Source organism: Desulfosarcina sp. (assembly GCF_055467485.1).
In genome coordinates, this window is the sequence record NZ_JBUOIV010000019.1 from 24,939 (window position 1) to 50,202 (window position 25,264).

Genomic DNA, 25,264 nt, shown 5'->3' on the forward strand with positions numbered 1-25,264 from the left:
AACCAATGCTTGCCATCAACACGCTCGTCGACCGCATGGTCGATGCCGATCCCTACCTGGGCGCCCATCGCGCGGCCCTTGTCCGGCGGCTGGGGCACATCCGGGGCATGCGCCGGCAAATTACCGAAGGCCGCATGGACCTTCTGGATCTGGCGTCGGGGCATGAGTACTTCGGCCTTCACCGGACCGCGGATGGGTGGACGTTCAGGGAATGGGCACCCAATGCCACGGCGATCTATCTGGTGGGGGATTTTTCCGGCTGGAAAGAAGACCGGGCATTGTCCCTGTCCCGGCTGACCGATGACGGTCAGTGGGAGATTCGCCTGCCGGGTGACGCGCTGCACCACGGGGATCTCTATCGCCTGCGCATGCACTGGAACGGGGGGCAGGGGGACCGCATCCCGGCCTATGCCCGCCGCGTGGTGCAGGACCCGGGCTCCCTGATTTTCAATGCCCAGGTATGGGCGCCGGATTCGCCCTACCGGTGGCGGCATCCGGATTTTACGCGGCCGGACCGGCCGCCGCTGATCTACGAGAGCCATGCCGGCATGGCCCAGGACGCGGAGAAGATCGGCACATGGCGTGAGTTCACCGCGAATGTCCTGCCGCGGATCGTGGATGCCGGCTACAACACCATTCAACTGATGGCTGTCCAGGAGCATCCCTATTACGGTTCCTTCGGTTACCACGTGTCCAGCTTCTTCGCTCCGTCTTCCCGGTTCGGTCCGCCGGAGGACCTGATGGCCCTGATCGATTCGGCCCACGAACAGGGACTTGCCGTGATCATGGACCTGGTTCATTCCCACGCGGTGTCCAACACGGTGGAGGGCCTGGGTCTTTTCGACGGCACGGAATACCAGTACTTCCACCAGGGCCGCCGGGGGTATCACCACGCTTGGGACAGCCGCTGTTTCGACTACGGCAAACCCCAGGTGGTTCACTTTCTGTTATCCAACTGCCGCTACTGGCTGGACGCCTTCCACGTGGATGGGTTTCGCCTCGACGGCATCACCAGCATGCTCTACACCCACCACGGCCTGGAAAAAACGTTTTCCGGGTACGACGATTATTTCAACGACGCGGTGGATGAGGACGCCCTGGCCTACCTGGCTCTGGCCAACGAGGTGATCCACCGCATCCGGCCCGATGCCATGACCGTGGCCGAAGACATCAGCGGCATGCCGGGTCTGGCGCTGCCGGCTGCCGACGGGGGGATCGGATTCGACTATCGATTTTCCATGGGGGTCCCGGATTACTGGATCCGGCTGGTCAAGGATACGCCCGATGAAGGCTGGCCCATGGGGAACCTGTGGTACGAATTGACCAACCGGAGGCGCGAAGAGAAGACCATCAGCTACACCGAATCCCACGACCAGGCATTGGTGGGGGACAAGACCCTGATGTTCCGCATGGCCGATGCCGCCATGTACGCCCGCATGTCCGTGGACGATCCGGACCTGGGGGTGGACCGGGCCATCGCCCTGCACAAGATGATCCGCCTGGTCACCCTGGCCACGGCGGCCAGCGGCTACCTGAACTTCATGGGCAACGAGTTCGGCCATCCCGACTGGATCGACTTTCCCCGGCAGGGAAACAACTGGAGCTTTCATTACGCCCGGAGGCAGTGGCACCTGGCGGATGATCCCAACCTGAAATACCAGTTTTTATCCCGATTCGACCGTCGGATGATCGCCCTGTTCAATCGGTACGACCTGCTTTCGGGCGGTGACCCCGGGCTGTTGTGGAATCATGACGTCGACAAGGTCCTTGCCTTTTCGCGGGGCGGGTGGGTTTTCGCCTTCAACTTTCACCCGGCACAATCGTTCTTCGGCTATGGTATCCCTGCACCCCCCGGGTCGTATCGGATGGAACTGGATTCGGATGGCAGGGAATTTGGCGGCCACGGCCGGCTGGCAGCGGATCAGGTTCACCACACCCTGGAGGAAAAAAGCAATCCTTGGGGCTCCCGGCTGTCCCTATACCTGCCTTCCCGAACGGCAATTGTCCTGAAACCGCTGCCTGAAAAGAGAGGAGAATCATGACCCGAGACGATCGGGCCGGCGTGGGGTTGACGGTGTGCCTGTTCCTTTTTTTCATCACCGGCTGTGCGACGCTGCCGGCTGAAGAAGAAAAAACCAAAGACCTGGCCATCATCGAGCGGTGGAGCGGGGATTTCCCGGTTGCCGATCTGGCTCTGCTGCCCAATGGCCAGCGTCATTTGCGTGCGGGCTACATCGGCGGGCCACATGCCTTCGCGGCCGTTTGGCGGGCCTTCAAACCGGGCGAGAAAATCCCCGCAGTCGATTTTAGCCGCAATCTCGTTGTCTTTTCCCGCAACGTGGATTTTTACAACCGCACGACGATCATGACGGTCGTTCTTGCCGGCGGCGGGCTGGAGATCCTGGCCATGGAGACCATGTCCGCCATGCCCATCGACGACACCGTGGCCATGGCCCTGGCGGTGGTTCCCCGAAGCGGTGTCGACTTCATCCTCTGCGGAGATGTGCGGGTCCCCGTGACCGACGGCCGCTAAACCGGTGCCTGTGCCCATGGCCGGTGTCAGGAGGTTGGATTGGATGTTTGGTTTCAGCCGCCGATCGATCGTTTGTTGGCAGGGATGCTGCTCGGCATCGCCGGTCTGTTTTTCAGCCTGTGCATCCGCCGGTTTTTTCTGGAACCAATCCCGGTTGCTGCTGATCGGGCTGATCGTCCTTTGCCGGGAACGCTACGAAGGCGCCATGCCGGGGGCCGCATTGCACGTCGGGCGGAAAATAGAAAAAGGCGAAACCCCTTGGCCATGGGTCCATCGACAGCCGTGAAAAGAGACCACGCGCATGGGAAAAAATGGCGATGGCTTCTCTGTATGGGGATTGCCTGCCTGATCGGCCGGCCGGGGTTTGCATGTACCTCTGTCTTTCTGAGTCATACTGATCATCGGATACTGGCCGCCAACCTGGATTGGCCCACCGGTGACGGCACGATCGTGATCAACAAACGGGGTTTTTCCAAAACCGCCGTTTCGGACCCGGCCAAGGCGCCCAATCCAGCCGAATGGACCAGCCGGTATGGCAGCGTGACCTTCAACCTTTACGGCATCGACTGGCCCTGGGCAGGTATGAACGAGGCCGGGCTGGCCGGCTGCGGCCTGATGCTGCGCCAGGCCGAATACCCTGCAGCGGACCAACGGCCGTCCATATTCATGCTGCAGTGGCTGCAATACCAGCTGGACCGCTTCAGCACCGTCCGCGAGGTGCTCGCCCACATGGCCGCGATCCGGATCAGGCCGGTGTCCAGAGGCAAAGGTGTTCACTATTTCTTTGGCGACCGCTCGGGCGATGCCGCCATTGTCGAATTTATCGGCGGCCGCCCCCTCGTCTATCAGGGCAAGGATCTGCCGGTCAGGGCGATGGCCAATGATCCTTACGCCGCTTCGCTGGCCTACCTGAAAAAAATTAACGGTTTCGGAGGAGCCTTTCCAATCCCCGAAGGCAATCTGTCCAAGGAACGGTTCGTCCGGGCCGCCGTCGGTGCCGACAGGTTCAGCGCCGCCGACTCGCCGTCAGCCGCTGCTTTTGCCTTCGACCTGCTGGATCACGCGGCCTATCGATCCCACCCACATATCTTCACCCAGTGGCGCGTGGTCTTTGACATCGTGAACGATCGCATCTACTATCGCACGCGGAACCTGTCGAACCGGCGTGAAATTGACCTGAAAGGGTTCGATTTTTCCTGCGCCGATCCCATCAAGGTTCGCCACATCGGCGGCAGCGATGCGCAAGATGAGAATGGCTTCGCGGATTATTCAACCGATCGCAACCGCGCCCGGGCTGAGATGTTGTTCGACCGGCATCCGCTCAAGCCAACCGAATACGAAACCCGGGTGGATCGGATCTCCCGCTATCCGGAATCCTTTTCATGCCGCGAAACCCTATGGAACTGAATACCGATTTCTCACTCAAAGCCCTCAACACCTTCCACGTCGAAGCGGCGGCCGCTACCTATGTCCGGTTCGATTCGGTCGACGAGATCATCGATTTCCTCGGCCGCAACGACCTTGACGGACACCGTCGCCTGGTCCTCGGCGGGGGCAGCAACCTGCTGTTCGTGGACGATTTTGACGGCATCGTGCTGCATCCGCTGCTCAAAGGGATCGATGTGATCAAGGCGGACCGCCGGCACATCTGGGTCCGGGCCATGGCCGGTGAGAACTGGGACGACCTGGTTGCGCTTGCCGTGTCCAACGGCTGGGCCGGCATCGAAAACCTTTCACTCATCCCGGGCAGCGTCGGCGCCAGCGCGGTGCAGAACATCGGTGCTTACGGGGCGGAGGTCAAGGGGGTGATCGACCGGGTCGAAGCCATTTGCATCCGCAGTCGTGAGCAGGTCCGTTTGTCGGCCAAGGAATGCCGCTTCGGATACCGGTCCAGCAACTTCAAGCGTCGCTGGGCCGGACAGTTCATCATCACGGCGGTGGTCTTCAAACTCGGCCTTGAGCCCGACTTCGTCCTCGATTATCCCGGCGTCAAGGCGGCCGTGCAGGCGATGGGTCCGATAACGCTGGACCGTGTCCGTCGGGCGATCGTCTCCATCCGGCAAAGCAAGCTGCCGGACCCGGCCTTGATCGGCAATGCCGGCAGTTTCTTCAAAAATCCGGTGATTGACGGCGACGCCCTCGCACGACTGCTGACATTGAATCCTGATTTACCCTACTATCCTCAGGGCGGCGACCATTTCAAGCTGGCTGCCGGCTGGTTGATCGATCGCTGCGGCTGGAAAGGCAGGCAGGTAGGAGCGGCCGCTGTTCATCACCGGCAGGCCCTGGTCCTGGTGAACCTGGGCGGCGCTGCCGGACGGGATATTCTCGAACTGTCCGAACAGGTCCATCGGTCTGTTTTTGAGCGATTCGGCATTGAATTGGACCGCGAGGTGCTGGTGGTTCCATAGCCGCATCGGATCTGCAGGCTGCGTCTTGCAACTGGAAAAAAACGTTTCTTAAACCCGAAGAGGAGCATGGATGACAGTGACACTGATGGCATGCAGCGGCAACCCCGAGGTGGTGTGGAACGCGTTTCGCATGGGCAACCTGATGCTCGAAAAGATGGATGATGTGACCCTTTTTCTCAATGGCCCGTCGGTGGACTATCTGTCGCTGGACTGCCCGGACTACCCGATCAGCGAATTGGCCAAGGTCTTCACCCTCTCGGAAGGGGTGCTGCTGGCCTGAGGCAAGCTGATCGACCTTTATCGACTGATCGCAGAGAGCGACCGGTTCATCACCTTTTAACACCGAACAAGGCTGTTGAAAAACGATCGCGCGTGGCCTGGCGGCGTCCACATCCGGCTCAGCATGATCAATGATCAACTATGAACGGCGTGATTTCGCCGGATGTTGCCTTGTCCTGACTGTGCGCATGACGTTTTCAACACCCATCTAAAAAGGGAGAGCGGATGATCCCGATGGAAACACTGGCAGCTTTTTTCATGGCCTCCGTGCTGCTGGGGCTGGCGCCCGGCCCGGACAACATCTTCGTTTTGACCCAATCGGCCCTGCGCGGCAGACTGGCCGGCCTCCTGGTAACACTGGGACTGTGCACGGGGCTCGTCGTTCACACGACGGCGGTTGCTTTCGGCGTGGCGGTGGTTTTTCAGTCATCCGCCCTGGCATTCACGGCGCTCAAGCTGGGTGGCGCCGGTTATCTGCTCTACCTGGCCTGGCAGGCCTTCCGTGCATCCGCGGAGCGGATATCGGCCGCCCGGCAAAATGGGCTGACCTACCCGAAGCTGTACCGGCGGGGAATCATCATGAATGTCACCAACCCCAAGGTCTCGATCTTTTTCCTGGCGTTCCTGCCGCAATTCGCCGACCCGGGCCGCGGGTCGCTGACCCTCCAGATGCTGCTGCTGGGCGGCGTGTTCATCGTTTCCACCATCTTGGTGTTCGGCAGCATCGCCTTGCTGGCCGGGTCCATCGGCCAGTGGCTCAACCGTTCACCCAGGGCTCAGAAGACGATGAACCGGGTGGCCGGCGTCGTTTTTGTGGGACTGGCGTTGAAGCTGGCCACCGTGAGACAGTGACGCCGGTGAATGGATGGATACAGGAATCGGGGGTTGGTTAGAGCGGGCAACACCGGGGGGATCGTCAGATCCCCTATTCATTCATGGGGATGCGCGCAGCGTGGTCCGTCGCTGCATCAGCCATCGCGTTCAATGCCCTGCTGCCCGGCGGCCGCGAAACCTCCCCGGCTGCCTTCCCGGTACGGGTCAATTCTCCTTCGCCACAACCAGCCATTGGTCGAGTTTGTTTTTCAGCTGGTCCGGTTTCACCGGCTTGGAGAGGTAATCGTCCATACCGGCTTCCAGGCAGCGTTGGCGGTCGCCTTTGAGGGCGTTGGCGGTCATGGCGATGATGGGCACGCGGCGGTTGATTACATCGGCTGAGTCACGGATGGCCCGGGTGGCTTCCAGTCCGTCCATTTCCGGCATCTGCTGGTCCATCAGCACGAGATCGTAGGGTGCCTGCTTCAGGGCCGCGAGCGCTTCGCGCCCGTTGTTGGCAACATCCGCCTGGTAGCCCATCTTTTTCAGGATCAGCAAGGCGACTTTCTGGTTGACCGGGTTGTCTTCGACCACCAGCAGCCGCATCTTTTCCTGCCGGGCTTCATCGATCGAGTGCCGCGTTACCATGGGCAGCGGGGAATGCAATCCCGAGGCGGCCTGGCCTGAATCGGCAAGCACCCGTGCCAGGCATTCGAACAGGAGCTGGCGTTTCACCGGCTTGATGAGGTATCCGGCAAAACCGATCTGCTTCATGCGCTGGCCGTCCCCCCGCAGCCCGCGGGAAGTCAGCATGATCAGGGCGGTTGACCGGATCGCAGGATCCTTTTTGATGGCCTGGCCAAGGTGGTCGCCGGCCATGCCGGGCATCATGTAGTCCACCAGGGCGGCATCGAAGGGTTCGTCGATAGCCGCGGAACGCAATTTTTCAAGGCCCGCTTCGCCGCTGGATGCGATGTCGAACCGGCAGCCCCAGGTGTTGAGGTAGGCGCGAAACAGATCTCGGTTGGTCGGGTTGTCATCGACCACCAGGATTCGCTTGCCCCGGAGGATCGTCGGCGAGATACGATGGGCGCCTTCAGGGCACGCGCGCTTTTTAAGCACCAGGGTAAACCAGAACCGGGCGCCCCGGCCCGGCTGGGACTCCACCCCGATGCTCCCGCCCATCAGTTCGGTCAATTGTTTGGATATAACCAGTCCCAGCCCGGTACCGCCGTGTTTACGGGTGGTGGACGCATCCACCTGGGAGAAGGACTTGAACAGGCGGTCCACCCGGTCGCCAGGGATTCCGGGGCCGTTGTCCTGAACTTCGATCAGGAGCTCCACCGTGTCTTCGTCCGTCCCTTCCAACTCAACCCGCACGGCCACCGCCCCCTGCTCGGTAAATTTGATCCCATTGCCGGTGAGATTGATCAGAATCTGCCTGATGCGTCCCGGATCCCCACCGACCCAGGAGGGTACGTCGGGGTGAATATAGCTGGTCAGCTCGATGCCCTTGTTCAGCGCATGTACGGACATGATTTCCATCAGGTCTTCCATCATGTCGCGGAAATTGAAATCCAGCATTTCCAGTTCGAGCTTGCCGGCTTCGATCTTGGAGAAATCGAGAATGTCGTTGATGATGGAAAGCAGGGAATTGGCGCTGATTTTGGCCGTGCGGGCAAAATCATGCTGCTCGTCGGTCATATCCGTGTCCATCAGCAGGCCCAGCATGCCGATCACACCGTTCATGGGGGTACGGATCTCATGGCTCATATTGGCCAGGAACTGACTCTTGGCGACGCTGGCCGATTCGGCATCCTGTTTGGCGCGGCTGAGGTCCTCCAAGGCCTGCTTGTGTTCGGTGATGTCCTCCTTCACGCCGACGAAATGGACGATGGCTTCTTTCTCGTCGAACACCGGCGAGATGTGGACCCGTTCCCAGTAAAGGCTGCCGTCTCTGCGCCGATTGATGATTTCTCCGGACCAGGGGCGGCCATCTTTCAGCGTCTGCCACATCTGCCGGTAAAATGATTCGGACTGCCGGCCGGATTTCAGGATGCGGGGATTGCGTCCCACGGCGTCCGTTGCCGGGTAGCCGCTGATGGTTTCAAAATAGGGATTCACATATTCGATGGTGCCGTCCGGGGTGGTGATCACCACCGATACCGGGCTCTGCTCGATGGCCCGGGTGAGGGTGACCATCTGCCGGCGCTGGTTTTCCAACGCCGTCAGGGCCCGGCTGCGCGTCTGAACCATCTCATTGGCGTATCCTGCCAGTTGCTTGAATTCGGCCATTCCCAGGTTAGCCACATCGATTTTCTTTTCCTGGTGTGCAGCGTGCTGGAAGAAGTTTACGAAGGCATCCACATCCGCTGAAAATTTCCGGCGGGCCCAGACGACAAAAAAGCAGGTTCCCCCCAGGCAGACGAGCCACATGGCGCCGTTGATCATGAATTCAACGATCAGGCGATGCTTCACCAGTTGTCGGCTTTCTGAAATCTGGGCATAGACCGGGTCGAGGTAGGCGCCGGTGGCAATCGTCCAGTCCCATTGCGGGATAACAACGCTGTAACTCATTTTGGGTTCGACCTGGCCGGTTTTCGTGTTCAGCCACTCATAACGGCAATAGCCGCCGTCGCTGCCTGATTCAGCCGCCTCCACGATTTTCCGGCCCACGTAGTCGCCTTGGTCATTGCGCAATTCCAGCGCATTCCTGCCGATCAGGCCAGGCTGGGTGCCATGGCTCAGGATGTAGCCGTTGGCACCGATAGTGAAAATGTAATCGGTCAACTGGTATCTGAAGTTTTGGAGGATCTGCAGAATTTCGGCCTGAAGCGCATTTTCCATGTCCGCCCGGTCCACCACATAGCCGATGATCCATCCGGCAGGTCGGAACAGCCGGAAGTAGCTCATGTATCTTGCTGTTTTCCCGCTATCCGCCGCGATGATCGAAAACGATCGGTAGACATCGTCGAACCGGTGAACCGTGGGGATGATGGTGTCGATCAACCGAGCGCCATCCTCATCCCGGATCTGTCGGATGTCGTCGCTGAGCGGCAGCTGGCCCGCCTGGGGGTAGACCATGCCACCGGATTGATCCAGGACGATTAGTTTCCCTTTCCTGTCGTTGTCGTCGAAGACGGGAATAGTTAACCGCAGCAGGTGCAGCAACTCTTCATCACCCATCATTGTCCGCCATTTGGCGGCCATGCTGGACATGACTGCATGGATATTCGTCACATGGCCCTTAACCTCCGCCTGACCAAGGGTGTCCATGACGGAAACCTTGGTATTGACCAGGGCCAGCACATTGTGGAGCCGCTCTTTGAGCTCCACCTTTTTCCGGGCCAGGTACTCAGCCTCGATCCGTCGGGACTCCTCGTGAAACGTGCCGGTTTTCCAGACCACGATGAAAGCAGAGGGAACCAGAATGCAGGTGATGACTACCAAGATTGCGACGACTTTGGGAAGATCTCGCAATGATCGCAGGTTCAGCATGGATGCACCTTGTATTTTATATGACGCCGGACCGATGGATGGGTGCCGAGTGATCCTTATATCGGCAGTCAGTGTGATAGGTTTAGGAAAAGATGGTGGCGGCGCAGTTATTCCACAACCGGCGTATACGGCATGAGCGGGACGATTTTTCGGTTTGCCAGGGGATTATACGGTGAGCTTTTGCGACCGCAGCAGATAAGCCAGGACGATGCCGACAATGAATCCGGCAGCCAGGTTGGACGCCAGGGTGATGCCTAAAATGGTCACCACCACGAACATCTCCTTGCGCTCCCTGATGTCCAGGACGGTCAGGGCCAGCTGACTGCCGGCAAACAGGAGCAGCACACCGAGGATGGCCAGGGGGATGAGGTTGAAAAGGGCCAGGATGCGGTTGCCCAGTGCCAGGGTGAGCAGGATGAAGATGGCCCCGATGATCAGGTTGGAACCGGCCGACCGGGCGCCGAATCGATAGTGGGCGGCCAGACCGCCGGCGCCGTGGCACAGGGGCATGCCGCCGAGCAGGGCGCTGAGGAAATTGCCCAGGGCCATGCTCACGCATAGGGCCCTGCCCGTTACCCGCCGGGCGGCAGTGCCGAAATAGGTGATGGACAGGTCCATCTCGGCGATCACCGCGTTGCCGATGGTCATGGGCATCTGGGGCAACACCAGCGCCAGCAGGGCAACGGTGAAATCCGGGCCTTCGGGAAAGCCCAGGGGCAGGATCCGTGGCAGATAGAGCCCCGGCCGCATCTCCCCCAGCCCCCCGCCGGTTCCCGCCAACAGGCCGATCAGAATACCCGCGCCCACGACCACGAGGCCGGCTGGCGTCCGCTTGTTGTCGAGCAGCAGCAAGGTGAGGGCAGCACCGACGATCCCGATTAGCAGGCCAACGGGAATCGGTCCCACGTGCTGGGCGGCCAGGTAGGGCTCCGCCATCTGGTGCAGCGCCTGGAGTTTGGCCTTGCCGAGCATGAACCTGATCCCTTCGGTCATGAGCAGGATGCCCGTGGACAGCTGCACCCCCCGGATGGCCGCCTTGGGGGTGTACTTGCCGATGAGGGCGATGGCCCCGGTGGCACCGATGACCAGCAGGCAGGCGCCCATGAGAATTCCCGAGGCCATGATCTGCTGGGGGCTCATGGCGGTGGCGATGGCGTAGGCCCCGATCACCTTCATGGGCTCCACCGGCGTGGTGATGCCGAAGTAAATCCCCGTGAAGATGTAGAAAAGTCCCACCGACAGAAACAGCCCCGACGGATCCAGGCCGTTGACCAGAATCATGCCGATGGCCAGGGGCAACACGGTACCCAGGTCCCCTAACGACCCGGCGAACTCCATCCGATTGAAGGTGAGGGGCAGGGGCATTATTCTTTCTCCCTGAAGCGCTGGTCCGATTTGAGTGACGTCGATCGCCCCAAAGACCGCTCCAGCCATCCGGCACGTGCATCGCTGCGCACGTCAAAGGCGGGCACATAGGGCTTGATGTCCAGCAACGGGGTTTTGTCCACCACGTCCACATCCAGTACATGAAGCGTGCGGCCATCGATCCGGTCCAGTCGAACGATGGACAGGCCGATGGGATTGGGCCGGCGTGGAGCGCGGGTGGAGAAAAGACCCCGCTGCACCGTGTCCAGGAATGGCGTGACCATCAGGCTGTATCCTTTGGAAAGATGGAAATGATAAAGCAGGATCAGGTGGGAAAAGCCGTCGAGATCGCATAGCCCCGCTTCGTACGGTTCGTCCATAACCAGTCGGCCGGGCACATCGATTGCGCCGGAAGGCTGGATAGGCATGCCGTCGATGTCCGTAAACGGGGTTCGGATGATGCCGATGGAAGTGACCGTGATTGCCATGTCAACCCTCCGGAATCTGGGGTGGAGCGGCGGGTACCGCTCCGCGACTCAGATCGGTGCGCCAGGTGCAGGCCGCGAACGCAAGCGTTCCCCCGGCCATCAGCAGCGCACCGAGAACAAAGGCCTGCCGGAGCTGGAACCAGTCCATCATCACTCCGGCCATTAACGAACCGACCAGCATGCCCAGGCTGTGGGCGACGGTGAGCAGCGCCATCACCGACCCCATGGCCTCGCTGCGGCTGCCCTGAAGGACTGCCGCCGCCATCAACGCCGGCATGGCGATGCCGCCGCCAATGCCGAAGACCACGCTGGCCCAGAACATGTCCTGGAACCCGTTGGCATGCTTGAATGAATAGACAGCGCCGGTGACCACCAGGCCGCCCAGGATGATCATTGACTTCCGGTTCAAGCGGTCCGCCAGCCATCCCATGGGTACCTGCACCACGCCGCTGACCATGACCCCCAGCATCACCAGGATGCCGATGCCGGATGCCGAGACGGCATATTCCATGTCGGCAAACACCGGCAGAAAACCCCAGATGATGCCGATGCAGGCCGTATATGCCAGGCGGAACAGAAAAAGACCGGCGATGGTCCGGTCGGCAAGTATCTGCGACCAACCCAGCGGCGCCTGTCTTTTTTTAACCACCCGCTCTTCGGCGGTGGGGGGGAGAAAGACCAGGCTCAGCGCGAATCCGACGAGGGACAAGACGCCCATGCAGACGAAGGCCCCGTTCAGGCTGAAGCGGTCCTTGATCACACCGCCGATCAGCGGGCCGGCGCTCAGGCCGACGAACAGGGACATGTTGAACAGCCCCATGACCCAGCCTTCCCTGCCGGCGGGCGTGATGTCTCCCACATAGGCCTGTACTACCGGCATGATCATGGCCGATGTAATTCCCTGGACAAAACGGATGACAATCAGGGATTCCACGCCGGTGGAGAGAATGAAAGCCACCGATATCACCGCGTACGAAAAAAGCCCCGCGACGATGAACGGCTTGCGCCCCTTTTTGTCGGACCGGCGGCCGAAGTAGGGCAGGAAAAACGTCCGGGAAAGGGAGAAGGCACCGAAGATCAGGCCGATGTACAATCCGCTGGCGCCCAGGTCATGGGCGTAGACCGGCAGCAGCGGCACCACGATGCCCACGCCGGTCACCGCCGCAAAGATGGAGAAGAAAAGGGTGCCGAAGATTTTACGGTCGAGGGCGTTCATGGATGAAGGCGGTTTTCCTTGTCAATGCCGGTCAAAAATGGAATAATTGCAGGTATTCCTATTTGCAAGAAGCTGTTTCCAATCCTGTTTATTTGATGAACACCTAATACGTCCTATTTCCGGCGGTTTCGTAAAAAGTTCGAGGTCAAGGCTTGCGAATCCCGAGGAATGAGGCGTACTAAGCGTACTCCGCAGTGACGAGGGATGAAGCGTAACGCAGATATCGGACTTTTTACGAAACCGCCCCAATTAACAACGAGGATAACGGCATGGACAAATACCAGACCCTGATTGAAAAAGCAAAAAAAGGATTCGAGACGCTCGACCTTCCGGAAAACTTTAAAACCGATGCCCTGGATCGTCTCGAGGCCTGGCTGACCGACGCCATGTTTGCCGCCTACGTGCCCCAGATCGACCATCTCATCGGGTCCGGGCAATGGGAATTCCTGCTGGACTCTTTTTACCAGGTGATTCCCTTCGGCACCGGCGGGCGACGGGGATTGGTGGGAATCGGTCCCAACCGCATCAACCCCTGGACCATCCAGGCCTCGGCCCAGGGCCACAGCCAATACCTGATCAGGGTCCACGGTGAGTCCGCCAGGCAACGGGGGCTGGTTCTGGCCTACGATGTGCGGCGGTTTACGGACACCGGCCGCTACGCTGCGGACCGGCCCAACCCGGTCGACAATCTGGACTGCCGGCAGCTGGCCGAAGCGGCGGCCCAGGTATACACGGCCAACGGCATCAAGGTCCACCTCTTCGACAGCACCCGCAGCACCCCGGAACTCTCATTTGCCATCCGTCACCTGAATGCCGTTTCCGGTTGCATGTTTTCCGCCAGCCACAACCTGCCCACGGACAACGGGAAAAAAGTGTACGACCAGTATGGCGGTCAGCTCATTCCGCCCCATGACCAGGATCTGGTGGACGAGGTGACCCGTCATGTTTCCGCCATCCGGACCATGGAACTGGACACTGCAGGCAAAAACGGCTTGTTGGCGATTATCGGCAGCGAGGTGGACGATGCCTACCATGCAGCGGTCGCCGCGCTGCAACTCAGCGATGCCAGAGGCGTGAAGATCCTGTACAGCCCCCTGCACGGCACCGGCGTGACCTCCGTCTATCCGGTGCTCAAAGGCATGGGCTTCGACATCCATTTGGACCCGGCCACGGCCAACCTGAGCGGTGCCTTTGAGCATGTCACCTTCAACATCCCCAACCCGGAGGTGATCCAGTCTTTCGACGCGGCCCTGCCCAATGCCGACGCCATCGGTGCGGATGTGATCATGAGCACCGACCCGGACGCCGACCGCATCGGCATCATGGTGCGGCACGGTGGAGAATGGAAATTCCTCAACGGCAACGAGATCGGTATCGTTCTGTCCGAGTATGCCATCGGCCAGTATCGCAAAAAAGGGCAGCTGACCAAAAACAACGTGATCATAAAGACCGAGGTGACATCGTCCCTCATCGACACCATCGCCGTCGAAAACGGCATTCAGTGCATCGGCGACCTGCTGGTCGGTTTCAAATACATCGGTGAACGCATGAACCGCCTGGAGGCGGAGGGCCGCCAAGGGGATTTTATCCTGGGTACCGAGGAGAGCCACGGATTTCTCATGGGCAACTACGCCCGCGACAAGGATGCTGCCGGCGCCGCCGTGTGGCTGGCCGAGCTCGCTTCGCAACTCAAGGCCGACGGTCGGACGCTGGTGGACTACCTGAACGGCATCTACGCCAAGTACGGCTACTGCCACAACTATCTCACCGAAATCAGGCTGCTGGGCGCCAAGGGCATCGGCCGCATCAAAACGATCATGGATCATTTAAGGAAATATGAGATCCCGGCGGTGGGCGAATTCAAGGTGGCGGAAAAGATCGATCGATGGGCGGGCGAGCCCCAACCCCACCTGTCGAGAACCGACACCTCTTCGCGCAACGTGCTGGTCCTTAAACTGGCGGAACTGCCCGAGACCCGCGGCATTCGCATCACGGTCCGGCCGTCGGGCACCGAGCCCAAATTCAAGATTTACATCGAAGTGCTCGGCCGACCATTCGATCTGTCCACCATCGAAACGGCGAAGGCACAGATCGTGAGCATTCAAGAACGGCTGGAGCGGTCCTTCATGGCCTACTGCTACGGTATCCTGGGGGTCGATTTCCCCGAGCGGGGATTCCTGCTCTTCTGGCAGCTTCCCCTGGACGACAAGATGAAATATTTCGAGATCGAGGAACAGATTGCCGGGTTGAAGCGTGTCGCCGACCGACGTGCACGGAAAGGCCAGCTGGACAATTTGCTGGCTTTCCTGGGCGCGAACCCTGTGCAAAAGGTCGACCGGGCATTTGCCGCCCGATACGGCAGCGGGGTCGCACAATATCTAAACCTTTAACCTTCTGAGCGCCTGTTTTTGATTTCACGGCATCCGCACTCAGCGCCCGGGCGCGGTTGCATACCGACAACTGCGACCTTTCCATGCCCCTGAAACGATTGCCCGTGAGCCTGCCCCCTGATACCGTGACTGATTAACGGGGTGTTAATAGCACTGCGTTTGACCGATTCGCGTTCCAATTCCATGCAATAGGATCATCTGCCATATTAGACGCAGGCGTTTTGCCGAATGTTGCCTGTGCTCACGCCATTTTTCAACAACCGGTAAAATGTCCGGCGCCAATGGCGCTTCTTCGCGCCTATCGATGCCTGCTGTGGGGTTGTCAGTTTCAATCGAAAAAAAGGAAGCCATGCAAATGTTCAATTAAGAACGAGTGGTTAGTGCCGATCCTATACGATTCGAAACTTATTTTGATTGATGGCCAAGAAAAAACTTGCACTTTCTCACGGCTTCAATTAAATGCGCCCTGTTTTTGTTTTCCGGCCGCTCCGGCGGCGTTTTACAACTGCCATGTCTAACAAAAGGGGGGCCCGATGGATGAAAAGAGAGGCTACTACACATGAGGTGGTCCGTCCGATAGACCCGACCACCCGCAGGACAACCTGGCCTGAACATCACGACCGTTCCCAATTCACCACACCCGCAGACCACTTTGTTGAAAGAGACGGGGTCCAATTTGCCGGCACCCATCTCATCATCGATTTCTGGGGAGCCAAAAAACTGGATGACCTGCAGCTCATGGAGCGTGCATTGCGCGAGTGCGTGGTAACGTGCGGCGCCACCCTGCTGCACATCCACCTGCATCATTTCACGCCCAACGGTGGTATTTCCGGGGTAACGGTGCTGGCCGAATCCCACATCAGCGTTCACACATGGCCGGAGCGCGAATTCGCCGCCTTTGACGTCTTTATGTGCGGCAATGCCAGACCCGAAGCGGCCATCTGCGTTTTAAAGCGTGCCTTTTCACCAAAAACCATCAATATCACCGAGAACTTAAGGGGGATCCTGGGGCATGCCTAAATTCACGGAAACCCTTTATGACGCCTACGGCCAGGCGTTTCGCATCGACGAGCGGCTGCACGAGGTCAAGACCGACCATCAGCACCTGATCATTTTTCACAACGCCCGATACGGTCGGGTGATGATACTGGACGGCGTGGTTCAGACCACGGAAATGGATGAGTTCATCTATCACGAGATGATGGCCCATGTGCCCCTTTTTGCCCTGGGGCGAGCCAGGCGTGTGCTGATCATCGGTGGCGGCGACGGCGGGATGCTGCGTGAAGTCACCCGTCATCGAGGGGTTGCGCACGTCACCCTGGTGGAGATCGACCGGCAGGTGATCGACATGTGCCGCACCTACCTGCCCAAACACTCCCAGGGGGCGTTTGACGATCCGCGTGTCCACATCGTGATCGAAGACGGGAGCAATTTTGTACGCACCACCCATGACCGCTTTGACGTGATCATCTCGGACAGCACCGATCCCATCGGTCCGGGTGAAGCCCTGTTCGAAGCCGATTTTTATGCCCACTGCAAACGCTGCCTGACGCCCGGCGGTGTGCTGGTGACCCAGAACGGCGTGGCCTTCATGCAGTTGGACGAGGTCAAAACCACGTCGCGGCGGCTGAGCCGCGTGTTCGACGACTGGCATTTCTACACGGCCGCGGTACCCACCTATGTCGGCGGGATCATGGCCTTTGCGTGGGCCACCGACAACCGGGCATTGCGCGATACCGATGTTGAATCGCTGAAATCGCGGTACCGGGCCAGCGGCATCCAGACGCGCTATTACAATCCTGAAATCCATCGGGCCGCTTTTGCGCTGCCCCAGTATCTACGTGACGCGGTGGGAGGTTGAATCCATGAACACCATTCATTTTTCGCCCCGGGAAAAGGGCGCCGGTTATGCCAGGCTGCTGCACGAGCATGGATCGCCTTTGCTGGTGATGGATGCCGACGCCGTAAGGGGGCAATACCTGTCCCTCAAACGGGCCCTGCCTGAGGTTGAGCTTTATTATGCCATCAAGTCCCTGCCCCATCCGGCGATCCTGCGCCTGCTCGCCGGCATGGGATCCGGATTCGATCTGGCTTCTTCAGGCGAGATCGAGCTGCTTCGCGGTTTGAACATCCCTGCCCGTCGAACCATCCACACCCACCCGATCAAGCGCGACAGCGATATCCGTGACGGCCTGCGCTACGGGTGCACCACGTTTGTGGTGGACAACACCGATGAGTTGCTGAAGTTTCTGCCTTACCGGCATCAGGCCGGGCTTTTCCTGCGGATCAGCTTCCGCAGCCAATCCGCCGTCGTGGATCTGTCCAAAAAATTCGGTTGTTCCCTGAAAGAGGCGGACGATCTGCTGGCACTGGCCGCCAAACTGGGAATACACGTCAAGGGGCTCAGTTTTCATGTGGGCTCCCAGTGTGCGGATGCCAGGCAGCAGATCGACGCCATTCATGCCTGCAACACCCTCATCCGCCGGCACCAGAATAGCGGGGCGGCGCCCATCAGCACCCTGGACATCGGCGGCGGTTTTCCGATCTCCTACGATGGCGGCCATGTGGATATCGATGCCTATTGTGCACCCATGCTGAAGGCCCTGGCCGCGCTGCCTTCCTATGTGAAGGTGATCGCCGAACCGGGTCGTTTCATCTCCGGGCCGTCGATGGTTTGCGTTACCACCGTGATCGGCAAGGCGTTGCGCAACGGGGTTTACTGGTATTACCTCGACGACGGCGTTTACGGCTCTTTCAGCGGGCAGATCTATGACCACACGCGTTACCCCCTGGAAACATTTTCCGATGATCTGCGACGGTTTGCCAGTGTCTTGGCCGGGCCTACCTGCGACAGCATCGATTTGATTGCCGAAGATGTTCAACTTCCGGAATTGCAGCTGGGCGATCTGGTGGCGGGCCACATGATGGGCGCCTACACGGCGGCGTCAGCCACCCGCTTCAATCTGCTGAAAAAGGCCAGGGTCGTGGTGCTCAATGCCGGGGCGGTCACAATGGAGGGGGAAACGCCGGTTGATCACCCGCGCTGCGGAGTGTCCGGTCGCATCCATTAAATTCGGAATCTTGCTCAGGGTGTCTGCCGGGATTGCAGGGCGATAATTCGCGTGACGGACAGCGACCGGATGCCGCGCCCCAAAGCAGGCGTGTCGGGTGCATGCGGAAGCTCTGAGACTTGCGCGAAGATATTGCGGATCAGCCGGTCGTCGCGATAGATACCGAAGGTGATCCGTTTCATCTGCTGCGGGGTGAGATGACTGAATGCCGACTTGGTAATCCAGATGGCACCCCCATGGGCGATGGCGGAGAGATGAAAGGCCTGGTCCGCCGCCCCGCCGGGGAGCATGAAGGCCATGCTGGCGGTGGGATCCTCCTGCCGGAGATGGTCCCTTCCGCTGCTGATGCCGATGTTCAGACGAATATCGGCAAACCACTCCCCATCCGCTTTCAGCGATGCCTCTATTTCACGCATCTTGTCCCTGAGCTCAACGGCACAGCAGATGGCGTCATAGGCGGGATCCGTGTTCGCCTGCCGGGGGATGATGTACTGCACTTCGGTGCCGCTGCGCTTGGCGCGGTGTCCGCCGTAGGATGCCAGGATGCGATCGCTTTCATCCCATATGCGGGTCATGATCTGAAAATAGGTTTCCGGCAGCAGGGTATCGACGATGCTGCGGGAATCATCCAGCCGGGCAGAGATGACACTGAAGGGTGTTTTTCCGGAGGCGGCGTCGGCATCCGTCGGCGAGGCGGGTTCGATCTCACCGGGCATGGCGACCGGATGGGCCTCTTGCCAGCGGTCCTGATCCAAAAAGAAGAGCGTCCCTTCCGCCAGGGCCATTCCATAAATTCGCAACTCCTGAACCCGGCCGTCGTCATCCTCGAGATGAATCGGGCAACTGTCGATGGGACCTCTTTTGGACGCATTGGGGATGGGTGCTTCCGGAAGCCCCGCTTCTTCCAGGTTCAGGGAAACCGTCGGTGCCAGCCGGTTGAAGGTCTCCGGTGGCGTGGTCTCTTGTAAGAATTGATATATAAAGGAAAACAGCGGCGGCCAATTGAAAACCAGTTCCTTGAGGGAGGCGCGCAGCATGATGTCGAAAACGGTTCCGGATGGATCGTCGGTCAATTCATTCCGAATGGCTCTGGACAGCCGGTCGCCCTGATCCACGTTGATCCACCCGATGCGAAAGTCGGCATTGACCAGAAATGCGGAGGCCGCGATGGTATCCGCGGACAGGTGAAATAGCGGGGATAGGGTCTCCTCCGTTTTCTTTTCGGTTGCAGGCGCCGCGGGCTTCAGTTTCGGCAATGGCTGGTCCTGGGCCGCTGGCTCGCCTTCTGCCGCCTCGCGCAATTCAGTGGCAATGGTTTCAACGGAATGCCCTTCGTCTCTGAGTAGCTTCAGCATGGCTACGTGCCCGAGCACGGACCTTGAAAAGTAACTTTTTTTTCGTGTGCCGTCGCGACCGACGGGTGATACCCGCATCATCGATTTGGGCAACACCCGCAATTGAATGAAACGGATCAAATCTCTTTTGGAGATGCCGGTTTGCTCGATCACCTCTTCTCCGGACAACCAGGTTGCACCGTCGGGATCGAGCATCTCCTTATCGGAATACAATGGATTAGCGTTCTGGGCCATTTTCATGTCTGTCCGGGCTGACACCTTGTTCTCAGTTTCATTCCAATGCCAAAGGGAAGTACCCGCCCCTCAACATACAATATTCGTGCCGGGATATTAAAATAAACGGTTTTTATGAAGGCAGTCGGCCCTTTTTTGTCGCTGTCGTTATGGACGCTGTCGGTAGATGCCTGCCGAATCCCTTTTGACGGTAATGTCGCTGCCTTCCGTCGATGGATCAGGGGCATGATGGGCCTGCCGGTTCGTTCCGTTCCGGATGCTTGATTTCAATCTTTAAGTGGACGAAGACGGCTGGGAAAGGCAAACTGTTTCTTTTAATTCCTATCCGACTTCCATGATTATGAAAAAAAATACCTATTTCAGGGGGGTCACGATGCTGGCCTTTTCGTGAAGAGGGGTTGGGCCTTTACGGTATAGGGGAAGCAGCGGGATCTTGATCTTCCCGATGGTCTGGCGCCGTTCGAATTCGACCAGATAGTCCTGGCTGGCGGCGTCGGTTGTCGGTATCAGCAACAGGGGGTGTAAAAATCGGCAACGCCGTTTGAAAAAGCGTTTGCGTTGGATTTCGTCACGCTGAACGATGCCCATGATGCTGAACTCGCCGTCCGCGGTTGCCATGATGCGCAACAGGCGGTGATCCAGGCGAATGGCCCGGATGAAACGGTCCATGACATTGAACGAGAATTTGAAAACCGGCCGGCTGATCCACTCCCGGAATCCGCTGAGAAAAAACCGGTCCATGCGCAGATTGTTGAAAAGGACCACCAGGGACAAGGTGGTGGTCATATCTGCGTCGGCAAGCACCTGCCGGTTGAAGGGAAGGTAGTGCAGCGACTGGGTGGCTTCGGGGGCGCCGGCGACGATCACCGCCTCATGAAAAAGGTCCGTGTCAGGCGGAATGATCCTCTCGATGTCCCGGATCAACCGCCCAGCGAGGTTGGATACCTTGATGCGGTCAAGGGTCTTGATGTAGGATTTCGACTTTTTCATGGGCGTTGGGTGGTCCATCCTTCAGGTGGGACCCGTTCAGTCGCTTGGAGATGGCCCGCCTGGGCCTGCACCACCGTGATGGCCGTCAGGTCCACCACGCTCTCCACCTCCGAATTGCGCTGCAGCACGTTAAACGGTCGGTCGATGCCCATCAGGAGGGGGCCCACCACCTTGGCCCCGCCTAACTGGTTCATCAGTTTATAGGCGATGTTGCCGGATGCCAGGTCCGGAAAGATCAGGACGTTGGCGGCCCGTCCCAGACGGTTGAAAGGAAAATCCCTTTCCAGGATGCCCGCCGCCACGGCCGTGTCGGCTTGCATCTCGCCGTCAACCACCAGGTCGGGTTTTTTTTGCCTCACCAGATCAACGGCACGGGCGATCCGATGCGTATCTGCATTGCGCACACTGCCGAAATTGGAGTAGGAGAGCATGGCAACGCGCGGCACCATGTCGAAAAATTCGGCCATCTCGCCGGCCAGGATGGCGGTTTCCGCCATGTCCGATGCATCCGGGTGGACGTTGACCGTCGCATCGGCGAAAAGCAGGGTGCGGTTTTTCTGAATGACCAGGTAGAGCCCGGATACACGCGTTATACCCGCACGCCGGGGAATCACCTGGAGCACCGGCCGGATGGCATTGGGATAGGATTGGGCGATTCCATGAACCTGCCCGTCCACCAGTCCCTCCCGTACCAGCATCGCGCCAAAAACATAAGGGTTGCGCAATTGCGACCGGGTTTCGACCATGGACCAGCCCTTGCGCTGCCGCAGGCGATACAGCGCGTCGGCAAAGGCCTCCTTATGCGGGTTGTGACGCGGATCCATGATGTCGATGGTGTCTAATGAAATGTGCAGGGATTCGGCTCGGGATCGAATGGCTGCCGGGTCTCCCAACAGCAGCGGGCGGGCAATACCTTCCTTGGCCGCATGGTGGGCGGCCCGGATGATCACGGGGTGATCCCCTTCGGGCAACACGATCCGCTGCGGATTCCGCTGTGCGCGGAAAATGATTTTGCGCATGATTTCCCGCTCGGGACCCAGGCTGGCTTCCAGGCGCTGGAGGTACACCGCCTGCTCGGGCAGCGATGTGCGGGAGACGCCGCTGTCGACCGCCGCCTGGGCAACGGCCGGCACCACCTTGAGCAGTACGCGGGTATCCAGCGGTTTGGGGACGATGTAGTCGGGACCGAAGCGGATGGGCTTGCCGCCGTAGGCGCGGATCACGGCGTCCGGTACATCCTCGCGGGCCAGTTCGGCAAGGGCGTGGACGGCGGCAATTTTCATGGCCCCGTTGATTTCGGTGGCCCGCACGTCCAGCGCACCACGAAAGATGTAGGGGAACCCCAGCACGTTGTTGACCTGGTTGGGATGATCGGAACGACCGGTGGCGACAATGGCGTCCGGCCGCGCCGCCTTGGCCTCGTGGTAGTCGATTTCCGAGTCCGGGTTGGCCAGGGCAAAGACGATGGGCTTCGGGTTCATCTGCCTGAGCAATTCAGGGGTGAAGGCCCCTTTGACCGACAACCCCACGAGCATGTCTGCACCCGCTACCGCATCCGCCAGGGTGCGTGCCTGGGTCTCGCAGGCCAGTTCCTGTTTGTACGGGTTCATGCCGGCCGTTCGACCCTGATAGATCACTCCGCCGGAATCCAGCATGACCAGGTTTTCCGGGACGACTCCCAACTGGATGTAAAGTTTGCCGCAGGCGATGCCTGCCGCCCCGGCCCCGTTGACCACCACCCGCAGGTCTTTTATGTGCCGATTGGTCAGCGCCACGGCATTCAACATGGCTGCTGCGGAAATGATGGCCGTGCCATGCTGGTCGTCATGAAACACCGGGATGGACATCTGCGCTTTCAGGTGTTCTTCGATGTAAAAACAGTCCGGCGCCTTGATGTCTTCCAGGTTGATGCCACCGAAAGTGGGTTCCAGCTCCCTGACGATGCGGATGAACGCATCTGGATCGGCGGTGTTCAGCTCGATGTCGAACACATCGATGTTGGCAAAGCGTTTGAACAGGACGGCCTTACCCTCCATGACCGGTTTGCCGGCCAGTGAACCGATATTGCCCAGGCCCAGCACCGCCGTCCCGTTGGTGATGACGGCGATCAGGTTTCCCCGGTTGGTGTAGTCGTAGGAGGTGTCCGGGTTGTCGCGGATCTTCAGGCAGGGCGCCGCCACGCCGGGGGTATAGGCCAGGCTGAGATCGGTCTGGCTGAAAAAAGGCTTGGTGGGAACCACTTCGGTCTTCCCCGGACGGGGTTCGCGGTGGTAGTGCAGCGCCTCCTCATCGTAAGCCATGACTGCCTCCTTGGGTCGGTCAGAACCCATCCCGGATCAAGCCTGCGGATTCAGCGGGTCGTATTGCGCTTCGAATCGGCTGATATCCACTTCGTGCTGCAGCGTCAGGTCAATGTCGTCCAGCCCGTTGAGCAACTGCTTCTTGGCCCCGGCGTCGATGTTGAAATCGAATGTCCGGGGTGACGGCAGGTTAAAGCGGACGAGTTGGGCCGGCAGGTCCACGGTTGCCGTCAATCCTACGTGCCCGGCCACCATGTCGAAGATTTCATCCACATCCGCTTCCGACAGCTCGATGGCCAGCATGCCGTTCTTGGTGGTGTTGTTCCTGAAGATGTCGGCAAAAGCGGGCAGCCGTTTTCCTTCCATCTCTTTCCAGGGTGCGATGACGACCCGGTAGCCGTCCTGGACCAGGGCCCAGACGGCATGCTCCCGGCTGGAACCGCAACCGAAATTGTTGCGCGTCACCAGAATGGAGCGTTCTTGGAACCGGGGATGATTCAGTTCGAAATCCTCATTGATCCTGCCGTCGGGCAGGTAGCGCCAGTCAAAAAAAGCATTGGGGCCGTATCCGGTGCGCTGGATCGATTTGAGAAACTGCTTGGGGATGATGGCGTCGGTATCCACATTGGACCGGTCCAGGGTGGCCACGATGCCGGTGTGTTCGGTAAAGGGAGTCATGGGAAATCCTTTGCTTAGAATGAGACGTTCGAGGACTTTAACAATGATGGCGATTCCATGCCCATTCGGATATCAGGGTTAGGCTGCATCCTTGGCTGCCGCTGCGCACGGAAAGCGCGCCGCCTACGATTCGAGCCATCGGCGAATGTCGACGAATTTTCCGGCGACCGCTGCAGCGGCGGCCATTTCCGGGCTGACCAGGTGGGTTCGCCCGCCTTTTCCCTGGCGCCCCTCGAAATTGCGGTTGGAGGTGGAGGCACACCGCTGTTGGGGACGCAACTGGTCCGGGTTCATCCCCAGGCACATGCTGCATCCGGCATAGCGCCACTGTCCCCCGGCAGCTTTGAAGATACGGTCCAAACCTTCGGCCTCGGCCTGCAGGCGGACCTGATGGGATCCGGGAACCACCAGCAGTTCCACATGGTCAGCCTTTTTACGTCCCTCAAGGATGGCGGCGGCCTGCCGCAGGTCTTCGATTCGGGAATTGGTGCAGCTGCCGATAAAGACCACATCGAGCGGCACGTCGGTAAGCTTTACTCCCGGTGTGAGCCCCATGTAGTCCAGGGCATTTTTTACGTCGGAGGGGGAGTATCCCCTGGCGTTTTCCGGCGAGGGAACCGGTTGGTCCACATCCAGCACCATTCCGGGGTTGGTCCCCCAGGTGACTTGCGGTGCGATGCGGCCGGCGTCGATGGTCAGGGTCTGATCGAATGGCGCATCCGCGTCACTGGGCAGGCTGCGCCAGTAGGCCAGGGCTCTTTCCAGGGCGTCACCGGTGGGCGCATAGGCACGCTCACGGCCGGTGATGTAGTCGAAGGTGGTGTCATCCGGGGCGATCATGCCGGCCCGTGCACCGGCCTCGATGCTCATGTTGCAGATCGTCATGCGTCCTTCCATGGACAGGTTGCGGATGGCCTCGCCGCAATACTCCAGAACGTGCCCGGAGCCGCCGGCGGTGCCCATGGTGCCGATCATCTTGAGCACCATATCCTTGGCCGAGATGTGCGGGCCGGGGCGACCGGTGAATTCCACCCGGTAGGTACGGGGTTTCCTCTGCACAAGCGTCTGGGTGACCAGGACGTGCTCCACCTCGGAGGTGCCGATACCGAAGGCCAGTGCACCGAAGGCGCCGTGGGTGGAGGTGTGGGAGTCGCCGCACACGATGGTCAGGCCCGGCAGGGTGATCCCCAACTCCGGGCCGATGACGTGCACGATGCCCTGGCGGTCGTCGCCCAGGCCGAACAGGTTGACCCCGAAGTCATCACAGTTTTTCTGCAGCGCCTCCACCTGGGCTCTTGAGACAGCGTCCGTAATGGCCATGCGGTCTTCGGTGGTGGGCACATTGTGGTCCATGGTGGAGAAGGTCAGCTCCGGCCGCCGGATCTTTCTTCCGGCCAGCCGCAACCCGTCAAATGCCTGCGGGCTGGTCACTTCGTGCACCAGGTGCCGATCGATGTAAAGCAGGCAGGCACCATCCGGCAGGTCCCGCACCACGTGTGGCGCCCAGATTTTTTCGAACAATGTTTTTCCCATGGGTAGATCTTTCTAATGTGGGGTTGGCTTTCTTCCCTTTGCGGCATCAATCTTTTTAAAATGACCTCATGGCCGTTGAAAGTCAAGGCATTGGCGCGCCGAATTATTTG

The 25,264-nt window shown here is 59.6% G+C and carries 20 protein-coding genes; 11 read left to right on the top strand and 9 right to left on the bottom strand.

Annotation, left to right across the window (positions count from 1 at the left end; all coding sequences use genetic code 11):
* Window positions 1–5 precede the first annotated feature (5 nt).
* The 7 genes from ACZCED_RS11150 (at window position 6) to ACZCED_RS11180 (ending at window position 6,075) form a co-directional block, all read left to right on the top strand.
* Window positions 6–2,042, top strand: coding sequence for an alpha amylase C-terminal domain-containing protein (locus ACZCED_RS11150; RefSeq protein WP_464860801.1), 2,037 nt, complete (start codon window positions 6–8; stop codon window positions 2,040–2,042).
* Window positions 2,039–2,533, top strand: a complete 495-nt coding sequence (locus ACZCED_RS11155; RefSeq protein WP_464860802.1) for a hypothetical protein — start codon at window positions 2,039–2,041, stop codon at window positions 2,531–2,533. Before ACZCED_RS11150 ends, ACZCED_RS11155 begins: the two co-directional genes overlap by 4 nt.
* Window positions 2,534–2,576: 43 nt before the next feature.
* Entirely contained in the window at window positions 2,577–2,819 is a 243-nt protein-coding gene (locus tag ACZCED_RS11160) for a hypothetical protein (protein WP_464860803.1), read from the top strand.
* Window positions 2,798–3,940 (top strand): linear amide C-N hydrolase, encoded by a 1,143-nt coding sequence (locus tag ACZCED_RS11165; protein WP_464860804.1) that lies wholly within the window; start codon window positions 2,798–2,800, stop codon window positions 3,938–3,940. The genes ACZCED_RS11160 and ACZCED_RS11165 overlap by 22 nt, the downstream gene beginning before the upstream one ends.
* Window positions 3,916–4,944: a UDP-N-acetylmuramate dehydrogenase gene (gene murB / locus ACZCED_RS11170; protein WP_462969882.1), complete on the top strand. Its 1,029-nt coding sequence runs from the start codon at window positions 3,916–3,918 to the stop codon at window positions 4,942–4,944. The genes ACZCED_RS11165 and murB overlap by 25 nt, the downstream gene beginning before the upstream one ends.
* 70 nt (window positions 4,945–5,014) lie before the next feature.
* Window positions 5,015–5,224, top strand: coding sequence for a hypothetical protein (locus tag ACZCED_RS11175; protein ID WP_462969881.1), 210 nt, complete (start codon window positions 5,015–5,017; stop codon window positions 5,222–5,224).
* A gap of 233 nt (window positions 5,225–5,457) precedes the next feature.
* A complete protein-coding gene (locus tag ACZCED_RS11180; RefSeq protein ID WP_462969880.1) occupies window positions 5,458–6,075 on the top strand; it encodes a LysE family translocator in 618 nt (205 codons plus the stop codon).
* A 186-nt stretch (window positions 6,076–6,261) separates the two neighbouring features.
* On the opposite strand, the gene ACZCED_RS11185 is transcribed toward ACZCED_RS11180, so the two are convergent.
* The 4 genes from ACZCED_RS11185 to ACZCED_RS11200 form a co-directional block, all read right to left on the bottom strand.
* A complete protein-coding gene (locus ACZCED_RS11185) occupies window positions 6,262–9,534 on the bottom strand; it encodes a response regulator (RefSeq protein ID WP_464860805.1) in 3,273 nt (1,090 codons plus the stop codon).
* Between the two features lie 165 nt (window positions 9,535–9,699).
* The gene (locus ACZCED_RS11190; RefSeq protein WP_462969878.1) at window positions 9,700–10,899 is read right to left on the bottom strand and encodes a putative sulfate/molybdate transporter; all 1,200 of its coding nucleotides are present in this window, start codon (window positions 10,897–10,899) and stop codon (window positions 9,700–9,702) included.
* Window positions 10,899–11,387 carry a tRNA (N6-threonylcarbamoyladenosine(37)-N6)-methyltransferase TrmO gene (tsaA, locus tag ACZCED_RS11195; RefSeq protein ID WP_464860806.1) on the bottom strand — a complete coding sequence of 163 codons (489 nt, stop codon included), beginning with the start codon at window positions 11,385–11,387 and terminating at the stop codon, window positions 10,899–10,901. The genes ACZCED_RS11190 and tsaA overlap by 1 nt, the downstream gene beginning before the upstream one ends.
* Window position 11,388: 1 nt before the next feature.
* Window positions 11,389–12,603 carry an MFS transporter gene (locus tag ACZCED_RS11200; RefSeq protein WP_462969876.1) on the bottom strand — a complete coding sequence of 405 codons (1,215 nt, stop codon included), beginning with the start codon at window positions 12,601–12,603 and terminating at the stop codon, window positions 11,389–11,391.
* A 269-nt stretch (window positions 12,604–12,872) separates the two neighbouring features.
* Here ACZCED_RS11200 and ACZCED_RS11205 point away from each other — a divergent pair, with 269 nt between their 5' ends.
* From ACZCED_RS11205 to ACZCED_RS11220, 4 genes are all read left to right on the top strand, one after another.
* Window positions 12,873–14,993, top strand: a complete 2,121-nt coding sequence (locus ACZCED_RS11205) for a phospho-sugar mutase (protein WP_464860807.1) — start codon at window positions 12,873–12,875, stop codon at window positions 14,991–14,993.
* 537 nt (window positions 14,994–15,530) lie between these two features.
* Window positions 15,531–16,013 carry an adenosylmethionine decarboxylase gene (speD, locus tag ACZCED_RS11210; protein WP_462969874.1) on the top strand — a complete coding sequence of 161 codons (483 nt, stop codon included), beginning with the start codon at window positions 15,531–15,533 and terminating at the stop codon, window positions 16,011–16,013.
* Window positions 16,006–16,854, top strand: a complete 849-nt coding sequence (gene speE / locus ACZCED_RS11215) for a polyamine aminopropyltransferase (RefSeq protein WP_464860808.1) — start codon at window positions 16,006–16,008, stop codon at window positions 16,852–16,854. The genes speD and speE overlap by 8 nt, the downstream gene beginning before the upstream one ends.
* Window positions 16,855–16,858: 4 nt before the next feature.
* Window positions 16,859–18,064, top strand: a complete 1,206-nt coding sequence (locus tag ACZCED_RS11220) for a type III PLP-dependent enzyme (protein ID WP_464860809.1) — start codon at window positions 16,859–16,861, stop codon at window positions 18,062–18,064.
* A gap of 14 nt (window positions 18,065–18,078) precedes the next feature.
* On the opposite strand, the gene ACZCED_RS11225 is transcribed toward ACZCED_RS11220, so the two are convergent.
* From ACZCED_RS11225 to leuC, 5 genes are all read right to left on the bottom strand, one after another.
* On the bottom strand, window positions 18,079–19,653 hold the full coding sequence (locus ACZCED_RS11225; protein ID WP_462969871.1) for a hypothetical protein: 1,575 nt from the start codon (window positions 19,651–19,653) through the stop codon (window positions 18,079–18,081).
* 354 nt (window positions 19,654–20,007) lie between these two features.
* Window positions 20,008–20,643: a hypothetical protein gene (locus tag ACZCED_RS11230; RefSeq protein ID WP_462969870.1), complete on the bottom strand. Its 636-nt coding sequence runs from the start codon at window positions 20,641–20,643 to the stop codon at window positions 20,008–20,010.
* Window positions 20,640–22,943 (bottom strand): NADP-dependent malic enzyme, encoded by a 2,304-nt coding sequence (locus tag ACZCED_RS11235; protein ID WP_462969869.1) that lies wholly within the window; start codon window positions 22,941–22,943, stop codon window positions 20,640–20,642. The genes ACZCED_RS11230 and ACZCED_RS11235 overlap by 4 nt, the downstream gene beginning before the upstream one ends.
* A 36-nt stretch (window positions 22,944–22,979) precedes the next feature.
* Window positions 22,980–23,621 (bottom strand): 3-isopropylmalate dehydratase small subunit, encoded by a 642-nt coding sequence (gene leuD / locus ACZCED_RS11240; RefSeq protein WP_464860810.1) that lies wholly within the window; start codon window positions 23,619–23,621, stop codon window positions 22,980–22,982.
* A gap of 123 nt (window positions 23,622–23,744) precedes the next feature.
* Window positions 23,745–25,154, bottom strand: coding sequence for a 3-isopropylmalate dehydratase large subunit (gene leuC / locus ACZCED_RS11245; RefSeq protein ID WP_464860811.1), 1,410 nt, complete (start codon window positions 25,152–25,154; stop codon window positions 23,745–23,747).
* Between the last annotated feature and the right edge of the window lie 110 nt (window positions 25,155–25,264).

Bases quoted from the DNA above. Each gene is read 5' to 3' on its own strand.
- leuD (WP_464860810.1), bottom strand. From the start codon at position 23,621: ATGACTCCCTTTACCGAACACACCGGCATCGTGGCCACCCTGGACCGG.
- ACZCED_RS11185 (WP_464860805.1), bottom strand. From the start codon at position 9,534: ATGCTGAACCTGCGATCATTGCGAGATCTTCCCAAAGTCGTCGCAATC.
- speD (WP_462969874.1), top strand. From the start codon at position 15,531: ATGAAAAGAGAGGCTACTACACATGAGGTGGTCCGTCCGATAGACCCG.
- speE (WP_464860808.1), top strand. From the start codon at position 16,006: ATGCCTAAATTCACGGAAACCCTTTATGACGCCTACGGCCAGGCGTTT.
- ACZCED_RS11205 (WP_464860807.1), top strand. From the start codon at position 12,873: ATGGACAAATACCAGACCCTGATTGAAAAAGCAAAAAAAGGATTCGAG.
- ACZCED_RS11225 (WP_462969871.1), bottom strand. From the start codon at position 19,653: ATGGCCCAGAACGCTAATCCATTGTATTCCGATAAGGAGATGCTCGAT.
- leuC (WP_464860811.1), bottom strand. From the start codon at position 25,154: ATGGGAAAAACATTGTTCGAAAAAATCTGGGCGCCACACGTGGTGCGG.
- ACZCED_RS11175 (WP_462969881.1), top strand. From the start codon at position 5,015: ATGACAGTGACACTGATGGCATGCAGCGGCAACCCCGAGGTGGTGTGG.
- ACZCED_RS11200 (WP_462969876.1), bottom strand. From the start codon at position 12,603: ATGAACGCCCTCGACCGTAAAATCTTCGGCACCCTTTTCTTCTCCATC.
- ACZCED_RS11150 (WP_464860801.1), top strand. From the start codon at position 6: ATGCTTGCCATCAACACGCTCGTCGACCGCATGGTCGATGCCGATCCC.
- murB (WP_462969882.1), top strand. From the start codon at position 3,916: ATGCCGCGAAACCCTATGGAACTGAATACCGATTTCTCACTCAAAGCC.
- tsaA (WP_464860806.1), bottom strand. From the start codon at position 11,387: ATGGCAATCACGGTCACTTCCATCGGCATCATCCGAACCCCGTTTACG.
- ACZCED_RS11220 (WP_464860809.1), top strand. From the start codon at position 16,859: ATGAACACCATTCATTTTTCGCCCCGGGAAAAGGGCGCCGGTTATGCC.
- ACZCED_RS11230 (WP_462969870.1), bottom strand. From the start codon at position 20,643: ATGAAAAAGTCGAAATCCTACATCAAGACCCTTGACCGCATCAAGGTA.
- ACZCED_RS11235 (WP_462969869.1), bottom strand. From the start codon at position 22,943: ATGGCTTACGATGAGGAGGCGCTGCACTACCACCGCGAACCCCGTCCG.
- ACZCED_RS11160 (WP_464860803.1), top strand. From the start codon at position 2,577: ATGTTTGGTTTCAGCCGCCGATCGATCGTTTGTTGGCAGGGATGCTGC.
- ACZCED_RS11165 (WP_464860804.1), top strand. From the start codon at position 2,798: ATGGGTCCATCGACAGCCGTGAAAAGAGACCACGCGCATGGGAAAAAA.
- ACZCED_RS11155 (WP_464860802.1), top strand. From the start codon at position 2,039: ATGACCCGAGACGATCGGGCCGGCGTGGGGTTGACGGTGTGCCTGTTC.
- ACZCED_RS11180 (WP_462969880.1), top strand. From the start codon at position 5,458: ATGGAAACACTGGCAGCTTTTTTCATGGCCTCCGTGCTGCTGGGGCTG.
- ACZCED_RS11190 (WP_462969878.1), bottom strand. From the start codon at position 10,899: ATGCCCCTGCCCCTCACCTTCAATCGGATGGAGTTCGCCGGGTCGTTA.